15 protein-coding genes and 1 pseudogene are annotated in these 16201 nt (G+C 62.1%); 9 read left to right on the forward strand and 7 right to left on the reverse strand.

The features are described from left to right. Positions 1–10: 10 nt before the first annotated feature. Positions 11–529: a helix-turn-helix domain-containing protein gene (locus tag P3R38_RS12335; RefSeq protein WP_041925494.1), complete on the forward strand. Its 519-nt coding sequence runs from the start codon at positions 11–13 to the stop codon at positions 527–529. A gap of 123 nt (positions 530–652) precedes the next feature. Further along, positions 653–1630 carry a DNA-binding protein gene (locus P3R38_RS12340; protein WP_027906958.1) on the forward strand — a complete coding sequence of 326 codons (978 nt, stop codon included), beginning with the start codon at positions 653–655 and terminating at the stop codon, positions 1628–1630. A gap of 15 nt (positions 1631–1645) precedes the next feature. Here the strand turns inward: P3R38_RS12340 and P3R38_RS12345 are convergent, their stop codons facing one another. Then, positions 1646–2359, reverse strand: a complete 714-nt coding sequence (locus tag P3R38_RS12345; protein WP_023380563.1) for an MgtC/SapB family protein — start codon at positions 2357–2359, stop codon at positions 1646–1648. A gap of 417 nt (positions 2360–2776) precedes the next feature. On the opposite strand from P3R38_RS12345, the gene P3R38_RS12350 reads away from it, so the two are divergent. Next, complete coding sequence (locus P3R38_RS12350) at positions 2777–3244, forward strand: sterol desaturase family protein (RefSeq protein ID WP_277687188.1); 468 nt, start codon at positions 2777–2779, stop codon at positions 3242–3244. Position 3245: 1 nt separating this feature from the next. Here the strand turns inward: P3R38_RS12350 and P3R38_RS12355 are convergent, their stop codons facing one another. Beyond that, entirely contained in the window at positions 3246–4145 is a 900-nt protein-coding gene (locus P3R38_RS12355; RefSeq protein WP_277687189.1) for a bile acid:sodium symporter family protein, read from the reverse strand. Between the two features lie 359 nt (positions 4146–4504). On the opposite strand from P3R38_RS12355, the gene P3R38_RS12360 reads away from it, so the two are divergent. The 4 genes from P3R38_RS12360 (at position 4505) to P3R38_RS12375 (ending at position 7966) form a co-directional block, all read left to right on the forward strand. After that, on the forward strand, positions 4505–5383 hold the full coding sequence (locus P3R38_RS12360; RefSeq protein WP_023380567.1) for a Dyp-type peroxidase: 879 nt from the start codon (positions 4505–4507) through the stop codon (positions 5381–5383). Positions 5384–5472: 89 nt separating this feature from the next. Beyond that, positions 5473–6381: an aldo/keto reductase gene (locus tag P3R38_RS12365; protein WP_027906956.1), complete on the forward strand. Its 909-nt coding sequence runs from the start codon at positions 5473–5475 to the stop codon at positions 6379–6381. 3 nt (positions 6382–6384) lie between these two features. Further along, positions 6385–7683 carry an MFS transporter gene (locus tag P3R38_RS12370; RefSeq protein ID WP_277687190.1) on the forward strand — a complete coding sequence of 433 codons (1299 nt, stop codon included), beginning with the start codon at positions 6385–6387 and terminating at the stop codon, positions 7681–7683. A 112-nt stretch (positions 7684–7795) separates the two neighbouring features. Beyond that, the gene (locus P3R38_RS12375; RefSeq protein ID WP_023380570.1) at positions 7796–7966 is read left to right on the forward strand and encodes a KGG domain-containing protein; all 171 of its coding nucleotides are present in this window, start codon (positions 7796–7798) and stop codon (positions 7964–7966) included. A 61-nt stretch (positions 7967–8027) separates the two neighbouring features. Here the strand turns inward: P3R38_RS12375 and P3R38_RS12380 are convergent, their stop codons facing one another. Then, positions 8028–9809 (reverse strand): phosphoethanolamine transferase CptA, encoded by a 1782-nt coding sequence (locus P3R38_RS12380; protein WP_081669648.1) that lies wholly within the window; start codon positions 9807–9809, stop codon positions 8028–8030. A gap of 203 nt (positions 9810–10012) precedes the next feature. On the opposite strand from P3R38_RS12380, the gene P3R38_RS12385 reads away from it, so the two are divergent. Then, complete coding sequence (locus P3R38_RS12385) at positions 10013–10564, forward strand: ATP-dependent Clp protease proteolytic subunit (protein WP_277687191.1); 552 nt, start codon at positions 10013–10015, stop codon at positions 10562–10564. Between the two features lie 93 nt (positions 10565–10657). Beyond that, entirely contained in the window at positions 10658–10906 is a 249-nt protein-coding gene (locus P3R38_RS12390; protein WP_023380573.1) for a DUF6555 family protein, read from the forward strand. Positions 10907–10933: 27 nt separating this feature from the next. On the opposite strand, the gene paaZ is transcribed toward P3R38_RS12390, so the two are convergent. The 4 genes and pseudogenes from paaZ to P3R38_RS12410 form a co-directional block, all read right to left on the reverse strand. After that, positions 10934–12985: a phenylacetic acid degradation bifunctional protein PaaZ gene (gene paaZ / locus P3R38_RS12395; protein WP_023380574.1), complete on the reverse strand. Its 2052-nt coding sequence runs from the start codon at positions 12983–12985 to the stop codon at positions 10934–10936. 24 nt (positions 12986–13009) lie between these two features. Continuing rightward, positions 13010–14242, reverse strand: a complete 1233-nt coding sequence (locus P3R38_RS12400) for an OprD family porin (RefSeq protein ID WP_277687192.1) — start codon at positions 14240–14242, stop codon at positions 13010–13012. A 33-nt stretch (positions 14243–14275) separates the two neighbouring features. Beyond that, positions 14276–15838: pseudogene (locus tag P3R38_RS12405) on the reverse strand (cation acetate symporter); the annotation flags it as partial. Then, positions 15835–16143, reverse strand: coding sequence for a DUF485 domain-containing protein (locus tag P3R38_RS12410; protein ID WP_023380577.1), 309 nt, complete (start codon positions 16141–16143; stop codon positions 15835–15837). The pseudogene P3R38_RS12405 and the gene P3R38_RS12410, both read right to left, overlap by 4 nt. Positions 16144–16201 lie beyond the last annotated feature (58 nt).

Consider the following 16201-nt stretch of genomic DNA (forward strand, 5'->3'; position numbering starts at 1 on the left):
CAAAGTGACTATGGAGAGAAACGTTGTGACACAACGGCCAGCCGATGCCTCATCCACGCTATGCCCAGTGAGCCGATCAGTGGAGCAGGTAGGCGACAAATGGACGCTCTTGGTATTGCGGGAGCTGTACATGGGCGCGACGCGCTTCGAGGATATCCAGATCCAGACCCAGGCAACCCCGCAAATGCTGACTACCCGGCTCAAGGCGCTGGAGGCCGACGGTCTGGTCGAACGCCGTCCATACAGTGACAAGCCCCGGCGACACGGCTACCACCTGACCGCCAAGGGCCAGGCGTTCTACCCGGTGATCTATGCCTTGCGTGCCTGGGGAGAGCGCTGGTGCAAAGGCGAGGGGGAGGCGGTGGCGGTACGTATGGTGCACAGGGCATGCGGGCATGACGTGGGCCTTGCCAGCATTTGTCCGCACTGCGGCGCGCCGGTGACGCGTGATGATCTCGAAGCCCACGTGAGTGAGGAGTTCGCCCACGAGCGGGCAGCCCGGCGCGAGGCATTCAAGCGAAAAGGCTAGATCGTGCAGCGAGAATCGACCCGGCGGGCTTGCGAGGGAAACCTTGAAATTGCCTTGGAACAAAGGGAAAATTCGTACGTAAATACATAGTACATACTATGGTACGAAATATCAGGAGCGGCGATGGCCCGGGTCGGAATAAATAAAGAGGTGGTGCAACAGGCACGGCAAGCGTTGCTAGCCCGTGGCGAACATCCCAGTATCGATGCGGTACGTATCGAGCTCGGGAATACCGGGTCCAAGACCACCATCCATCGTTATCTCAAGGAGCTAGAGAGCCTTCAGCCGGCCACACCAAAGGGCACGGCGGCGCTAAGCGAGCCACTGGGACGTTTGGTGGAGCAACTGGCCAGGCAATTGCAGCAGGAGGCCGACCTGCGCATCGAGGCGGCCGAAGTTGCATTCAGCCAGCAGCGTGAGCAACTTGAAGCCCGTTTTCAGCTCGCCCAGCAGGCATTGGCTGCGACCCATCAACAGCTGCAGGTTCAAACCCAGGCATTGGAGGCAGCGTCGGAAACGCTCGGCACCACGCAACGTACCCTGCAGACGGAACAGCTGCGCAACGCAAGCCTCAGCCAGTCGCTTGGCGAATTGAAGGTGCGCCTCGCCGACAAGGACGAACAGATTCTTTCATTGGAGGAAAAGCATCGTCACGCCCGCGATGCGCTAGAGCAAGAGCAGCGCCGCCATGAAGCGCAGCTGAAACAGCTGCAGGCGCAAGTGCGCCAGTTGCAGCAAGGCTTGATGTTCAAGCAAGACGAACTGACCCGGCTGCACCGGGACAATGAGCGCATGCTCGCCGAGCAGCGACAGTCAACCCGTGAACGCGAGGTTCTGGACAGCGTGCTGGAGCAGCGCGACGCCCAGATCCAGGGGCTGCGGACGATCCTGGCGCAAGCGCAGGGGGCGAGCGATGAAATGCGGCGTCAGCTGCAAAGCCAGACTCAGCAGCTGGAAGCCAAGCGCGGTACTTGCGCTGACCAGGTACGGGAACTACAGCGACTGAACGATGAGCTTAAGCAGCGCGATCAAGCGCTCGAGGCGTGCCAGCTACAGCTCAAGGGCAGGGCGCAGCCCCACAGTAAGCGCCCAGGCGCTTGACGCGCCTTGACCGGTTCAGTCAGCCGCCAGTGCCTGCGGCTGTATTTGCCAGCGCACGGCACTGACGCCCTTTTCCAGGCTGACCCGACTGACCAGGCGCTCAAGCTGCCCAGCCGCTTGCGGGTTACCCAGCAGTTCGGCGCGAACCTCCAGGCGCTTCGGGTCGGCCAGGTCTTCGCTGTGCAGCGACTGCAAGCGCAGGCCAGGGTCAGCAAGGCTATGCAGCATCAGGCTGCGTACCTGGATTTCGTCCTCGGCTCGGCAAACGATGCGCACTTCGAAATGCTGTTCGACTTCACTGGCAGGCACGACCTGTTGCTGATCCAGGCGCTGGGCGATATCACGCAGCAAAATGTTCGCGCACAACACCACCAGGCTGCCCAAGCTTGCCTCCAGCAGCAGGCCCAGGCTGCACAGCACACCGATAGCGGCAGTACACCAAAGGGTGGCGGCGGTATTGAGGCCACGCACGTTGAAACCATCACGCATGATGACGCCGCCCCCCAGGAATCCAATGCCCGAGACCACATAGGCCGCGATACGCGAGGCATCGTTGGGGGCCATGCCGGGTACCGCCTGGGTCATCAGCACGAACAAACAGGCGCCGGTACTGACCAGCGCATTGGTGCGCAGGCCGGTCATGCGTTGACGTAGTTGACGCTCGGCGCCGATCAGTGCACCGAGCAGAAGGGCAGTGCTGACGCGCAGCAGAAAGACTTTCCAATCCATAGCAAACCTCTTCGATGGGCAAATGCCCATGCGAGCGCCACCATACGGCGCGGTTGAAAAACCAGAAATGCGCAGGACCACCGGTGGTGGTACAAGAGGGAGGAATTGGCCTTGAAGAAGGAGCATTCCACTGCCTTGCCAATGGCGAGACAGTGGCAGGAATCTGCCGGACTAGCTCGCCGGGTGGGCCTGTCGCAAACGACTGGGGCTACTGTCCAATGCAGGACTCCTGTTCAGGAATGCAAAAGTGCGACGCGGACCATACGCCGCGACACCAGGGCGGTCAAGGCTAAAAACATGACAATGGCTTCATCAGGAAAACGGCTACAAACAACGCGTAAACCTGACAGTTTCGTGGAAAAAAACGGTGGCAGCCGGTACCCTTGGCCATCCGTTTTCCATCGCCCGGACCTTGACATGCTGTTCAATCTTGCCGTGCTGTTCGGCACCCTGGTGGCCATGGAGGGCGTCGGTACGCTGGCTCACAAGTACATCATGCATGGCTGGGGCTGGTGGCTGCATCGCTCGCACCATGAACCGCACCTGGGCATGCTTGAAACCAACGACCTGTACCTGCTGGCCTTGGGATTGATCGCTGCCACGCTGGTGGCGTTGGGCAAGTCAGGCTACGCGCCGCTGCAGTGGGTGGGCGGTGGCGTGGGCGGTTACGGATTGCTGTACGTGCTGGCCCACGATGGTTTCTTCCACCGGCACTGGCCCCGTAAACCGCAACCGGTCAATCGTTACCTGAAGCGTTTGCACCGTGCGCACCGCCTGCACCATGCGATCAAGGGGCGCGAAGGCTGCGTTTCGTTCGGCTTCTTCTACGCGCCACCCCTGAGCAAACTGAAAAAGCAGTTGCAGCAGCGCCGTAAACGGCCGTGAATCAATTGGCCGTTTCGCCCTTGGGCGCAGGTGCCGCCGCACCATGCCCGCGGCTGACCCACCAACCGAAGCCTGCTGCGGTGAAGAACATCAGCAAGCTGTAGAGCGCTGCCGGTACGGCCATGGTCGCGTTGTTGAGCAGTGACGGGCTTAGCGCCAGCGCAATGGCCAGCGTTCCATTGTGAATTCCGATTTCCATGCCGATGGCGATAGCCTGGCGCTTGGGAATGTTCAACAGCCGAGGCACCCAATAACCGACAGCCAGGCTCAGCAAGTTGAACAGTAAGGCCGCCAGGCCGACGACGGGGGCATACTCCACGACGGTCTGCCAATCCTTGGCCAGTGCCAGGACGATGGTGAAGGCCAGGAACAACGCAGCGATCAGCTTCATCGGTCTTTCCATGCGAGTGGCAAAGCGCGGTGCCCAGTGGCGAATCAACATGCCGAGGCCGACCGGTAGCAGCACGATCGCGAATACCTGCAAGACCTTGGCGAACTGCAGCGGGATGGCTTGCTCAGAAGCCATGAACCAGACCAACGACAGGTTCACTAGCAGCGGCATGGTCAGAATGGCGATCAGCGAGTTCACTGCCGTCAATGTGATGTTCAGCGCGACATCGCCATGAGCGAGGTGACTGAACAGGTTGGCCGTGGTCCCACCCGGGGACGCGGCCAACAACATCAAGCCCACTGCCAGCGCCGACTCGAGGCCAAAGCCGTTAGCGATCAGGAAACAGACCAGTGGCAGCAGCAGAATCTGGCACGTCAGGCCAACCACCACGGGCTTGGGGTACTTCACCACGCGGGCGAAGTCTGCCAAGGTCAGCGACAGCCCAAGGCCGAGCATGATGATGCCCAAGGCCAGGGGGAGGACAGCGGTCAACAGGGGAGAGGCGGTCATCGGCGGGTTCTCGGGCGCATGATCCGAGGAGTGTAGGTCGGCTTAGCTGACTCGCTAATCGCACAATGCCAGTGCTTGGTAACCTTTTGTTACTGCACCCGCTTCAGCCCAGGGCGTCCGGCAGCAAGAGGACCCCGATACGCTCGGCCAGGTCGAGCAGTTCGGTGAATGCGGCCGGGTCTACCCGCACATCTCACTTTGCTGGCACCAACGCCTGGACGATGCGCTTGATGGCCTCTTCGGGAGCGCCGGCGATTCGCGTCGAGAAGTACTGGCCGAATATGCAGCGGCCGCTTGCCGCGTTGCGGTGAGGCCGCGGGCGCAGTAGCATTCGGGCTTTTGCCAAGGATTAGCCTGACATGCCGTATCAGCAAGGTCTGCTTGCCACGCCGGTGCCAGCCCACGCCCGTCACCTGTTTTTCGCCATCGAATCGCTCGAGGCGTTGCCCTCCGTTCTCGATGCCCTGCAACCACAGGTCGATGGACGCAGCCTGATCCTGGGTATTGGCGCACCGCTGGCCAAAGCGCTGGCTCGCGACATCGAAGGGCTGCGGCCGTTTCCGCTGCTGGACGCGGTGGTCGAGAACCCAAGTACCCAGCATGCCTTGTGGCTGTGGCTGCGGGGTGAAGAGCGCGGCGATCTGTTCCTGCGCGCCCAGCAGCTTGAACAATCGCTGAGCCCGGCCCTGCGCCTGGTGGACAGTGTCGACGGTTTCCTGCACCGCGCAGGCCATGACCTCACAGGTTATGAAGACGGTACCGAGAACCCGCGGGACGAAGCGGCGGTCGAGGCGGCCATCGTCGCTGGCGACCACGTTGGCCTGAGCGGCTCCAGTTTCGCCGCTTTCCAGCTGTGGAAGCATGACCTGAACTACTTCAAGTCGCTGCCCCAGCCTGAACAGGACGACATCATCGGTCGCCGCCTGAGCGACAATGAAGAGCTCGAAGACGCTCCGGAATCGGCCCACGTCAAGCGCACCGCCCAGGAAAGCTTCGAGCCAGAGGCCTTCATGGTCCGCCGTTCAGTGTCCTGGACCGACTCGCGTGGTGCGGGTCTGGCTTTCGTGGCCTTGGGCCGCTCGTTCGATGCTTTCGAGGTGCAGCTGCGCCGCATGAGCGGTCTCGAGGACGGTGTCATCGATGCATTGTATCGTTTCAGTCGCCCGCTCACTGGCGGTTACTACTGGTGCCCGCCGATGACCGAAGGTGCGGTGGATCTGCAGCGTTTGCTCGGCTGATCGCTAAACATCCAGATACAGAAACACCCGGCGGCCACGGATAGAGCAACTAGCCTTGGAAGTTTCCGACAGATGACGGGAGCTTTGCCATGTACGCACGTCGCGATGTCCTGCGCGCTGGGGCGACGCTTGGTCTGATGGCCGCCAGCCCCTGGCTGCGGGCGGCCAACACCGACGGGCTGATTACCCGCACCATCGCCTCTACCCAGGAAGCCTTGCCAGTGATTGGGGCGGGCACGTCAGGCAGTTTCGAGGTCCAGGCCGGCTCCGCGCAGTACCAGCAGCTCAAGGTCGTTTTGAAGGCCTTTTTCGAGGGTGGCGGCAAAGTCATCGACACCTCACCCAACTACGGCGGAGCGGATGCCATCCTTGGCCAGTTGCTGGAGGAGGGCGGATGGCGCCAGCAGTGTTTCATTGCCACCAAGATCGCTGCCAACAGCCGCGCCGATGCCCAGGAGCAATGGGCGGGTACCCTGCGCAGCCTGCGCACCGACAAGGTCGAGCTGTTGCAGGTGCACAACCTTCGCCAATGGCAGATCCAGCTGCCCTATGCCCGCGAACTCAAGCAGCAGGGCAAGACCCGTTACGTGGGCATTACCCATTACCTCAACAGCGGCCATGACGACGTGGCCGAGATCGTGCGCCGCGAGCCGCTGGACTTCATCCAGATCAATTACTCGGTCAACGCCCCGGACGCGGCGCGGACCTTGTTGCCGTTATGCCAGGAAAAAGGCGTTGCGGTGCTGATCAACCGGGCATTCGACGATGGGCGTCTGTTCGCCCGGGTCAAGGATATGCCCCTTCCGGGATGGGCTGGCGAGGCAGGCATCGGCAGTTGGGCGCAGTTGTTTCTCAAGTTCGCCATCAGCCATCCGGCGGTCACCACGGTGATCCCAGCCACCGGCCGCCCGGATCGCCAGCTCGACCAACTCAAGGCCGGGCACGGGCCGCTATTGACCCAGGCGCAGCAACAGGCGCTGATCGAACAGTTCGCCTGACCCATGAACACCTGGCGGCGTCGACTGGGCAAGGGGCTGAACTGGCAACCAGGGGAAGGCGCAGCGGTGGTGGCGGGCCTGGTGCTTTTCTATCTGCTGTTCACCGGCTATTTCATGCTGCGTCCGGTGCGCGAAACCATGGGCGTGGCGGGCGGGGTGGATAACCTGCAGTGGCTGTTCACCGGGACCTTCTTCGCTACCCTAGTGAGCCTGCCTTTGTTTGGCGTGCTCGCCAGCCGGGTACGCCGACGCCATATCTTGCCTTGGACCTACGGTTTCTTCGCCAGCAACCTTCTGTTGTTCGCTGTGCTCTTTGCCCGCGATCCGGATGATATCTGGGCAGCACGGGCCTTTTACATCTGGTTGTCGGTGTTCAATCTGTTGGCCATCTCCCTGGCCTGGAGCGTGCTCGCCGACATCTTCGACAACGAACAGGGCACGCGGCTGTTCGGGCTGCTGGCCGCCGGGGCCAGCCTGGGCGGGCTCAGTGGGCCGATCCTCGGCACCTTGTTGGTGGCACCCCTCGGCCACGCAGGCTTGCTGCTGCTGGCCACCGCTTGTCTGCTGGGCAGTATCGTTGCCACTGGGTATTTGCAACGTTGGCGGGCGCGCCACCCATTGCCCGCCATTTCCGAACACCCACCCTCCAAACCTCTGGGCGGAAATCCACTGTCTGGCGCCACCGCCGTGTTGCACTCCTCGTACCTGCTGGGCATTGCCGGTTTCGTGGTGTTGCTGGCCAGCGTCAGCACCTTCCTGTACTTCGAGCAGGCGCGGATCGTCAGCGAGACATTCACCGACCGCACTCGCCAGACCCAGGTTTTCGGGCTGATCGACACCATCGTCCAGGCCCTGGCGATTCTCACCCAGCTGTTTCTCACCGGACGTCTGGCCCGATATCTGGGGGTTGGTGTCCTACTGGTGGGGGTGCCGCTGGCAATGGCGGTCGGTTTCGTCTGCCTTGCGCTGTATCCAGTCTTTGCGGTGTTCGTGGTGGTGATGGTGGTGCGTAGGGCCGGAGAGTACGCATTGGTGCGACCGGGTCGGGAGATGCTGTTCACGGTGCTGACGCCCGAGGACAAGTACAAGGCCAAGAACTTCGTCGACACCGTGATCTACCGCGGCGGCGATGCGCTGAGCGGTTGGCTCAAGCGCGGGCTGGACGTGATGGCCGACCATCCCCAATTGGCCATGGTCATTGGCGCTCTGCTGGCACTGGGCTGGGGGCTGACCGGCAGTTGGCTGGGGCGACGTCATGGCCAGTCGCTTGGTGCGCCAAATACAGACTCCCCGCATATTTAACGCCACCGGTCAGAACCCTTCTTTTGAAAACGAATCCCTGCGGGAGACCGCACTCCGAACCTATGTACGGCGTACTGCCGTGCATATCCGAAGCCAAATGAGGTTAAAGACCATGGCTAACAAAGAAAATGGCCGCCAGGGTAGTCAAGGCGGCAGCAAGAACCCTGGCAACTTCGCCAACGACCGCCAGAAGGCCTCCGAAGCGGGGCGCAAGGGCGGCCAGTCCTCCGGCAGCAACATGGACCACGACCGCGAGTCGGGCCGCAAGGGCGGTCGCACTTGAGTGAAGGCGCTGCAGTGCCGGGCATGTCCTGGCACTGCATTGCCGCGTTTCGCTCAACCTCTCAGATCTTGCCAGGGTTAGGATTGGCGGCGTTCGCCGTGCCCTGCACCCGGGTGGCCTTGTCCAGGGTATCCTGCGGCAACTGGTCGAACTCATGCAGACCGTCCTTGCGATAGGGGTCGCCAATCCAACGTGGCGCCGCCACGAATTGCGAACTGACCAGGCTCTTCTTCGGCTCGTAGCGGTCATAGCTGAGCCCCGCGAGGTCTGACAGCGTATGGATCAGGTGCGAGCTGCTGTAGGCCCGGTTGGCCATCGCCTGGAAGTCGCGCGGATGCGTGGCCTGCCAGCTTGGCGAGGTCCAGAGTAAGAATGGAATGGTGTACATCGGCCGGGTCGGGGCGCCTTCGTTACGTCCCAGGCGGTCATGATTACCCGAGCTGTACACATCTTCGCCGTGGTCGGACAGGTACATCAGGAAGCCATTGGCAGCGCTTGCCGAGTAACGTTTGATCAGGCTCGAAACCACGTAGTCGTTATACAACACCGCATTGTCGTAGAAATTGTAGGTGTCTGCCTGGCTGTCGGTGAGCTGAGGCGGAACACCTTGCCGGTCTGTGAAGCGATCGTAGGCCTGCGGGTAGCGATAGCGGTAATCCATGTGCGTCCCTAGCAGGTGGACGATGATGAACTTGTTCGGTGCGGGGTCTTGCAATGCCTTCTCGAACGGTGAAAGCACCACGTCGTCATACTGGCTGGCGTTCTGATTGCGCTGGTTGTTCAGGTAGACCTGCTCGTCGGTCTGCTGGGAGAACGTGGTCAGCATGGTGTTGCGCTTGGTCATGGTCTGCTGGTTGGTGATCCAGAAGGTCTTGTAGCCCGCCTGTTTCATCAGGTTGATCAACGATGGATCGGTGAGGAAGCGGTCCGGGTTCTGCTGGTCACCGAACGTCAGGATCTGCTGCATCACCTCGATGGTGTAAGGGCGAGGCGAAACCACGTTGTGGAATACCGTCAGGCCTTTGTCGCTGGCCGCCAGAGCGTCGAGATTCGGGGTGGTCGGACGGTTGTAGCCATACAGGTGCATGTGTTCGCGGGTTGTGGATTCGCCCAGCACCAGCACCAAGGTGCGCGGTTCGGTACCGCTGCTGTCATGGAGATTTTTCAAGGGCGGCAACGAGGCGTTGCGGGCCAGCAGTGCCTGCATGTTGTCCAGTTGCTGGCGATACTGCCGGTAGCCGACCAACAACTGCCAGGGGACCGCCGGTTCCATGCGCTGCTCGACCTTTTCCATCGCGTCGGCAAAATTGCGCTGCTGATTGACCATCTGTTTGTAGAAGGGGTAGACGAGGTTCGCCGCCAACAGCAGAACAACTACCGGAACGCGACTGCGAAGAGGCAGCGAAACCGGGCGAATGCGCTTCCATAGCAGCACGGCGACCGCGGTGTACAGCAGCAGTGCCAAGCCCAGCCAGATACTGAAGTACTGGCTGAAGTACTCGCTCGCCTCTGCAGTGTTGGACTCGAACATCACGAAAATGACGCTTTGCGAGAACTCCTGGCGATAGATGCCGAAGTAGCTCAAGCCCACCAGGGAGGCGCCCCATAGCACCAGGCCAATCACTGCCGCGGTGGCGCGGGTGAAGCGCGGCAGCAATAACACCGGGGCAAGCCAGAGGCTGCTCAGGAACAAGGCGTCGCGAAAACCGGCAAAGCCTGTGGTACCGCTGAACAGCAAGAGCGCCTGGGTGACGCCGGAGAAGTACCAGAAGAACAGAAGTAGCCAGCCCAGGCCGGCCCAGTCCAGGCGTTTTGCGGTGGAAGGGGATGTAGTGTCTGACACGTTTGCCTCGTTGAACCATGGCGGCCGCGAGTCCTGCGGCTGCCGGAAAGGCCGTGACGCTAAAGGGAGGACTGTGAAAATAACGTCAACAGAAAGTCGCCGATGGGTCATTTCGAGGGAACTTTGCCAGCGCTTGGAGATTCCACCCAAGGGAGCTCTTTTTTGATGAGCGCCCCTGGGCCACCCCGAATGCGGAGACCAGCATGGCCAGACATATCATCCACTTCACCGGACCTATCAACTCGTCCACCTGTGGCAACCTGATCAGCACGTGCGGCAAGGCGATCCAGCAGGGCGCCGATGTGTTGCAGTTGAACATCGCCACCATGGGCGGTGAATGCAGTTACGGTTTCACCTTGTACAACTTCCTACGTAGCCTGCCCATCGCGTTGCATACCCACAACCTGGGTACCGTGGAGTCGATGGGCAACATTCTGTTCCTCGCGGGCGAGCACCGCACGGCCTGCAGCTACAGCAAATTCCTGTTCCATCCGTTTCACTGGACACTGCATGGCTCGGTGGACCATGCGCGGATGGCTGAGTACGCCATGAGCCTGGACTATGACTTGCGCCTCTATGCGCAGATCGTTGCCGAAAGAACCGAAGGCAGTGCCGAATCCCTGGATGTACCTCGCTACCTGATGGCCTACCCGCGCATTCTGGGCCCACACGAAGCGCTGCAAAGCGGGCTGATCCACGCCATCGACGAGCTCGCGATCGGTTCCGAGGCCACCCAATGGAGTGTGCATGCGTGAAACCCCTCTCAGTCGCTGAACAGCGTTTTGAATTTTCTGGAAAAACCCTGATCCATCAAAGGCTCATCCACGGAGAACAGGAGGCCCCCTGCGATGCCTAGCCCACAGCTGTATATCATCGACTATCAACTGCACGGCCAGCCGCGCAGCTTCATCATCCGCCTGGACCGGCTGGACAACGCCGACGCCTGGCATTGGGCCAGCTGTGACGCGGGGATCGGGGTGATTCCGAAGTTCGGGCGGGAAAAGCTCAGGAAAGTCAGCCGTCCGATGGCTGAGCGCTATGGCATCACCGAGGTCAGCTGGCGAGCTTCCGGTGACCGTCAGCGGCCCCCGCAGTGAGGCCTGCAGGGGCGCGCGTTCGCACACTCAGGAGCGTTTGAGCACCAGGGTCAGGATGTCGTAGCTGGCGACCAGCTCGCCCAACTGGTTGGTGACCTCCACGTCCCAGGCCACCACGCCTTGGGGTTGGCCAAGAGGACTGGTCTTGCCTTGGTCGATCTTGCGCTTGCAGGTCAAGCGCGCCTGAATGGTGTCGCCAATGCCAACCGGGTTGATGAAGCGCAGGGTGTCTAGGCCGTAGTTGGCCAGCACGGGTCCGGCGCCGGGGGAGACGAACAGCCCGGCAGCGGCAGACAGCACGAAGTAGCCATGGGCGATGCGCTTGCCAAACTGCGATTGCTTGGCGGCGATCTCGTCGAAGTGCATGTAGAAATGATCGCCCGACAGGCAGCCGAAGTTGACCAGGTCGGCTTCGGTGACGGTGCGACGGTGCGTCAGCAGCGACTCGCCGATGCGCAGGTCGTCGAAATGGCGGCGGAACGGGTGAACTTCGGTTTCGATCACTTCAGCGCCGCGGACATACTCGCCGGTGACGGCGGTGAGCATGCTTGGCGAGCCTTGCACGGCGGCGCGCTGCAGGTAGTGCTTGACCGCACGCAAGCCGCCCAGCTCTTCACCGCCGCCCGCTCGGCCGGGGCCGCCATGTTTCAATTGCGGCAGCGGCGAGCCGTGGCCGGTGGACTCTTGCGCGGCCTCGCGGTCCAGCACCAACAGACGACCATGCCAGGCGGCTGCAGCCGGAATGGCCTTGGCTGCCACTGCACGGTCGGCGGTGACCAGCGTCGCCACCAGGCTACCTTTACCACGGGCGGCGAGAGCCAGGGCCTCGTCCAGGTCGTCATACGCCATCAGCGTGCTGACTGGGCCGAAGGCTTCGATATCGTGGGCTCCGCCCTCGGCGTGAGGATCCCGGGCCTGAAGCAGGGTCGGGGCGAAGAATGCACCCTCGGCAACACCTTCGCCCACTGGGGCAAAGCCATCACCCGCACCGAACAGCTGGTCGCAACTTTCCAGCAGGCTGCGTACGCGCTCGCCGACATCGCGCTGCTGGTCGTGGGACGCCAGGGCCCCCATGCGCACACCTTCGACCGAAGGATCACCCACCACCACCTTGCTCAAGCGTTCACGCAAGCGGGTAGCGACAGCGTCAAGGTGCTTGGCTGGAACGATGGCGCGGCGGATCGCCGTGCACTTTTGTCCGGCCTTGGTGGTCATCTCGCGCACCACTTCCTTGATGTACAGTTCGAACTCTTCGCTGTCCGGGGTGACGTCCGGCCCAAGTATGGCGCAGTTGAGTGAGTCGGCTTCGGCGGTGAAGGGCACAGAGTTGCGCACCAGGTTCGGTGTTACCCGCAATTTGGCGGCGGTATCGGCGGAACCGGTGAAGGTCACCACATCCTGGCCTTGCAGGCGGTCGAGCAAGTCGCCTGTGCTGCCGATCACCAGTTGCAGGCTGCCGGCCGGCAACAAGCCGGACTCGTTCATCAGGCGCACCACGGCTTCGGTAAGGTAGCTGGTGGAGGTCGCCGGCTTGACGATGCACGGCATGCCAGCCAGGAAGGTCGGGGCAAATTTCTCGAGCATGCCCCAGATTGGGAAGTTGAAGGCATTGATGTGCACAGCCACGCCGGCGCGCGGCACCAGGATGTGGCTACCGGCGAAATGGCCTTTTTTGCCCAATGGAATCGCCGGACCTTCATGCACCAGGTTGCCGGACGGCAGTTCGCGGCTGCCAATGCCTGCATAGGAAAACAGCGTGGCGTTGCCGCCTTCGATGTCGATCCAGCTGTCGGCGCGGGTAGCGCCGCTGTGGTGGGACAGGGCGTAGAGCTGTTCTTTGCGCTCGGCCAGGTAAAGGGCCAGAGCCTTCAGGCGGGCAGCGCGCTGCTGGAAATCCATGGCCATCAGTTCTGCAAGGCCACGTGCCCGGGCGAAGTCCACGGCTTCGGCGAAGTCCGGGCGCTCTTCGTGGCTATAGGCCAGGACGTGACCGTCCAGGGCACTGCGCAGCGCCTGGGCGCCGTGCTGGCCGATCCAGCGGCCGGCGATGAAACTCTGCAGGGTTGGGGCGTCGGACATGCTGTTCTCCTCAAGAAGGCGCTGTTACCACAGCGCCAGGGTGTAGCCGATGATCAGGCGGTTTTCGTCCACGGCATTGGTCAGGCCGTTGCCGGAACGGAAGGTGACGTTGCGCCAACGCAGGCTGACGTCCTTGAATGGGCCGCTCTGGATGACGTAGGTAAGGTCGGTGTCGCGCTCACGCTCACGACCATTGCTGAGCGTGGCGGTCTCGGCATGGCGGCCGTCGGTGTAGCGGGTCATGAAACTCAGGCCGGGGATGCCCATCGCCACGAAGTCGTAGTCGTAGCGCACTTGCCAGGAGTCCAGCCCGGCACGGGTGAAGGTGTTGTAGGTCACCAGGTTGACGGTGAACGGGTCACCGCCGTTGACGAATGGAAAGGCGCTGTCGCCGGACATCTGCTGCCAGGTGGCGGTGAACTTGTGGGCCTTCACGCCCAGTGTGAACAGGGCGTTGAAGTTGCGGTTGTCGATGTTGCCCGCGCGCTCGGCACCGTCGCCGCGGCTGTCGAAGTAGCGCAGGTCACTACGCAAGCTCACGCCTTCGCCCAGGGGCTGGGTGTGCACCAGGCCGACGAACTGCTGGCGGTAGATCTCGTCGAGCTTGGCGTAGTAGTAGCTGAAAGTGGCCTGCGGGGTGATGGCGTAGCTGCCACCGGCCAGGTCCAGGTGATCGCTGCTGGCGGCGCCGTAGCCCATATCGTCGCGGCCGGACGAGTCGCGCAGGTTGACTTTGCTCAGGCGCCCGGCGTTGACGGTCAGCCCATCGATGTCCTGGCTGGTCAGCAGTCCGCCCTGGAAGGTCGACGACAGCAGGCGGGTGTCGTTGTACACCACCACTGGCAGGATCGGTTGCAAGGTGCCCAGGCGCAGCGTGCTCTTGGAGACCCGCACCTTGCCGGTCAGGCCCAACTCGCTGTAGTCATCCACCGGCTCATGGCTGTTCGGTCCGAACGGCAGCAGGCCGGTGTTGCGCCGGTCGCGGCTGGAGTCGAGCTTGATGCCAAGCTGGCCCATGGCATCCACACCAAAGCCCACGTAACCTTCGGTGAATCCCGATTCCAGTCGTGCGGTGAAACCTTGGCCCCATTCCTCGGCCTTGGCCTGGGGAGCGTTAGCCTGACGGAAGTCGCGGTTGATGTAGTGGTTGCGCAATTCCAGCCGTGCATGGCTGTCGTCGATGAAGTCCGCCATGGCCGGCAAGGGCAGGGCGAGTGTGGCGAGCCAGGCGGCTGAGGTCAGATGCGTGCGGTTCATTGTTTTTTTATCCGACATGATGCTGTTCTGGGGTCAGTGCTTGCTGGCGCCAGCGGCGCCGATACCGGTCATGGAGCGGATGAACTGCGCCAGGTAGCGCCCACGCTCCTCGCTGGCACGCGCGGAGGTGTCTGTTACCGAGAACACCCAGGCGCAGAGGAAGGCCAGGCTCATGGAGAACAACGCGGGGTTGCTGTAAGGGAACAGCGCTTGTTCGTTGTGCAGCACGTTGACCCACACTGCCGGGCCCAGCACGACCAACACGATGGCCGAAACCAGCCCGGCCATGCTGCCGCACACTGCGCCTCGGGTGGTCAGGCCTTTCCAGAACATCGAAAGCAGCAGCACTGGGAAGTTGACCGAAGCGGCCACGGCCAGCACCAGTCCAGACAGGAAGGCGATGTTCTGCGACTCGAACACCAGTCCCAGCACGACCGCCAGCAAACCAATCACCAGCGTGGCGATACGCGAGACGCGCATTTCCTGCTGTTCGCTGGCCTGGCCCTTGCGCACCACGCACGCGTAGAGATCGTGGGACACGGCGGAGGCGCCGGACAGCGCAAGGCCGGCGACCACCGCTAGGATGGTGGCGAAGGCCACGGCCGAGATGAAGCCCAGGAACAGGTTGCCCCCCACGGCCTGAGCGAGGTGTACGGCGACCATGTTGCCACCACCGATGATCGCACCACTGGCTTCGCGGTAGGCTGGCTCGGTGCCGACCATGACGATGGCACCAAAGCCGATGACGATCAGTAGCAGGTAGAAATAGCCAATGAAACCAGTGGCATAGAACACACTCTTTCGGGCCTCCTTGGCATCGCTGACGGTGAAGAAACGCATCAGGATATGGGGCAGGCCGGCAGTGCCGAACATCATGCCCAGGCCGAGTGAGATAGCGTCGATAGGGTTCGACAGCAAGCCGCCAGGTGCCATGATCGCCTGCCCTTTGGCGTGCACCGCCACGGCATTGGCGAACATGGCCTCGGTGCTGAAACCGAAGTGCTTGAGCACCATGAAGGCCATGAAACTGGTACCCGACAGCAGCATCACCGCCTTGATGATCTGCACCCAGGTGGTGGCGAGCATGCCGCCGAAAGTCACGTAGGCGACCATCAGTACTCCGACCAGGATCACCGCATACAGGTAGCTGATGCCGAACAGCAGCTCGATCAGCTTCCCGGCACCGACCATTTGCGCCACCAGGTACATCAGCGCCACGGCCAGGGTGCCGAACGCCGAGCTCAGACGCACCGGCGTCTGCGCCAGGCGGTAGGAGACCACATCGGCGAAAGTGTACTTGCCCAGGTTGCGCAGGCGTTCGGCGATCAGGAACAGAATGATCGGCCACCCGGCCAGTACACCCAGGGCATAGAGCAAGCCGTCATAGCCGTTCATGAACATCATCGCCGAGATGCCCAGGAACGAGGCGGCGCTGATCATGTCGCCCGCAATCGCCAGGCCGTTCTGCATGCCGGTCAGGCCTCCGCCGGCGGTGTAGAAGTCGCTGGCCGAGCGCGTGCGCATCGCTGCCCAGCGAGTGACCAGCAGGGTAAAGCAGACGAACACCATGAACATCGAGATGGCAGTCCAGTTCATCGTGCGCACTCCTGCTTGACCTTGTCGTTCAGGGGGTCGAGGACGTTGTTGGCACGGTGCACGTAGAGGCCGGTCAGCGCGAAGGACAGCAACACCATCAGGACGCCCACCAGCATGCCGACGGTGGTGACGCCGCCGCTCAGGGACTGGCCCAGGGTGCTGGGGGAAAATGCCACCAGCAGCACGAAGCCGTAGTAAATCACCAGCATGGCCAAGGTCAGGCTGCCATTGAGGCGGCGCTTGGACCGGACCAGGTGCTGGAAGTCGGGGTGGTTGGCGATGCTGTCGATGTGTTCGGGTGTCATGGGAAGCGATCTCTGGGTGTTGTAATTGTTGTGTTGAGGTCACGCGGGTGTTGCTAGG

This window comes from Pseudomonas sp. NyZ480 (assembly GCF_029537255.1).
GTDB lineage: Bacteria > Pseudomonadota > Gammaproteobacteria > Pseudomonadales > Pseudomonadaceae > Aquipseudomonas > Aquipseudomonas taiwanensis.

What these genes read in the sequence shown, in the direction of transcription:
- P3R38_RS12400 (WP_277687192.1), bottom strand. Translation starts at nt 14,242, where the DNA reads ATGAACCGCACGCATCTGACCTCAGCCGCCTGGCTCGCCACACTCGCC.
- P3R38_RS12350 (WP_277687188.1), top strand. Translation starts at nt 2,777, where the DNA reads ATGCTGTTCAATCTTGCCGTGCTGTTCGGCACCCTGGTGGCCATGGAG.
- P3R38_RS12335 (WP_041925494.1), top strand. Translation starts at nt 11, where the DNA reads ATGGAGAGAAACGTTGTGACACAACGGCCAGCCGATGCCTCATCCACG.
- P3R38_RS12365 (WP_027906956.1), top strand. Translation starts at nt 5,473, where the DNA reads ATGTACGCACGTCGCGATGTCCTGCGCGCTGGGGCGACGCTTGGTCTG.
- P3R38_RS12345 (WP_023380563.1), bottom strand. Translation starts at nt 2,359, where the DNA reads ATGGATTGGAAAGTCTTTCTGCTGCGCGTCAGCACTGCCCTTCTGCTC.
- P3R38_RS12355 (WP_277687189.1), bottom strand. Translation starts at nt 4,145, where the DNA reads ATGACCGCCTCTCCCCTGTTGACCGCTGTCCTCCCCCTGGCCTTGGGC.
- P3R38_RS12410 (WP_023380577.1), bottom strand. Translation starts at nt 16,143, where the DNA reads ATGACACCCGAACACATCGACAGCATCGCCAACCACCCCGACTTCCAG.
- P3R38_RS12375 (WP_023380570.1), top strand. Translation starts at nt 7,796, where the DNA reads ATGGCTAACAAAGAAAATGGCCGCCAGGGTAGTCAAGGCGGCAGCAAG.
- paaZ (WP_023380574.1), bottom strand. Translation starts at nt 12,985, where the DNA reads ATGTCCGACGCCCCAACCCTGCAGAGTTTCATCGCCGGCCGCTGGATC.
- P3R38_RS12360 (WP_023380567.1), top strand. Translation starts at nt 4,505, where the DNA reads ATGCCGTATCAGCAAGGTCTGCTTGCCACGCCGGTGCCAGCCCACGCC.
- P3R38_RS12385 (WP_277687191.1), top strand. Translation starts at nt 10,013, where the DNA reads ATGGCCAGACATATCATCCACTTCACCGGACCTATCAACTCGTCCACC.
- P3R38_RS12370 (WP_277687190.1), top strand. Translation starts at nt 6,385, where the DNA reads ATGAACACCTGGCGGCGTCGACTGGGCAAGGGGCTGAACTGGCAACCA.
- P3R38_RS12340 (WP_027906958.1), top strand. Translation starts at nt 653, where the DNA reads ATGGCCCGGGTCGGAATAAATAAAGAGGTGGTGCAACAGGCACGGCAA.
- P3R38_RS12390 (WP_023380573.1), top strand. Translation starts at nt 10,658, where the DNA reads ATGCCTAGCCCACAGCTGTATATCATCGACTATCAACTGCACGGCCAG.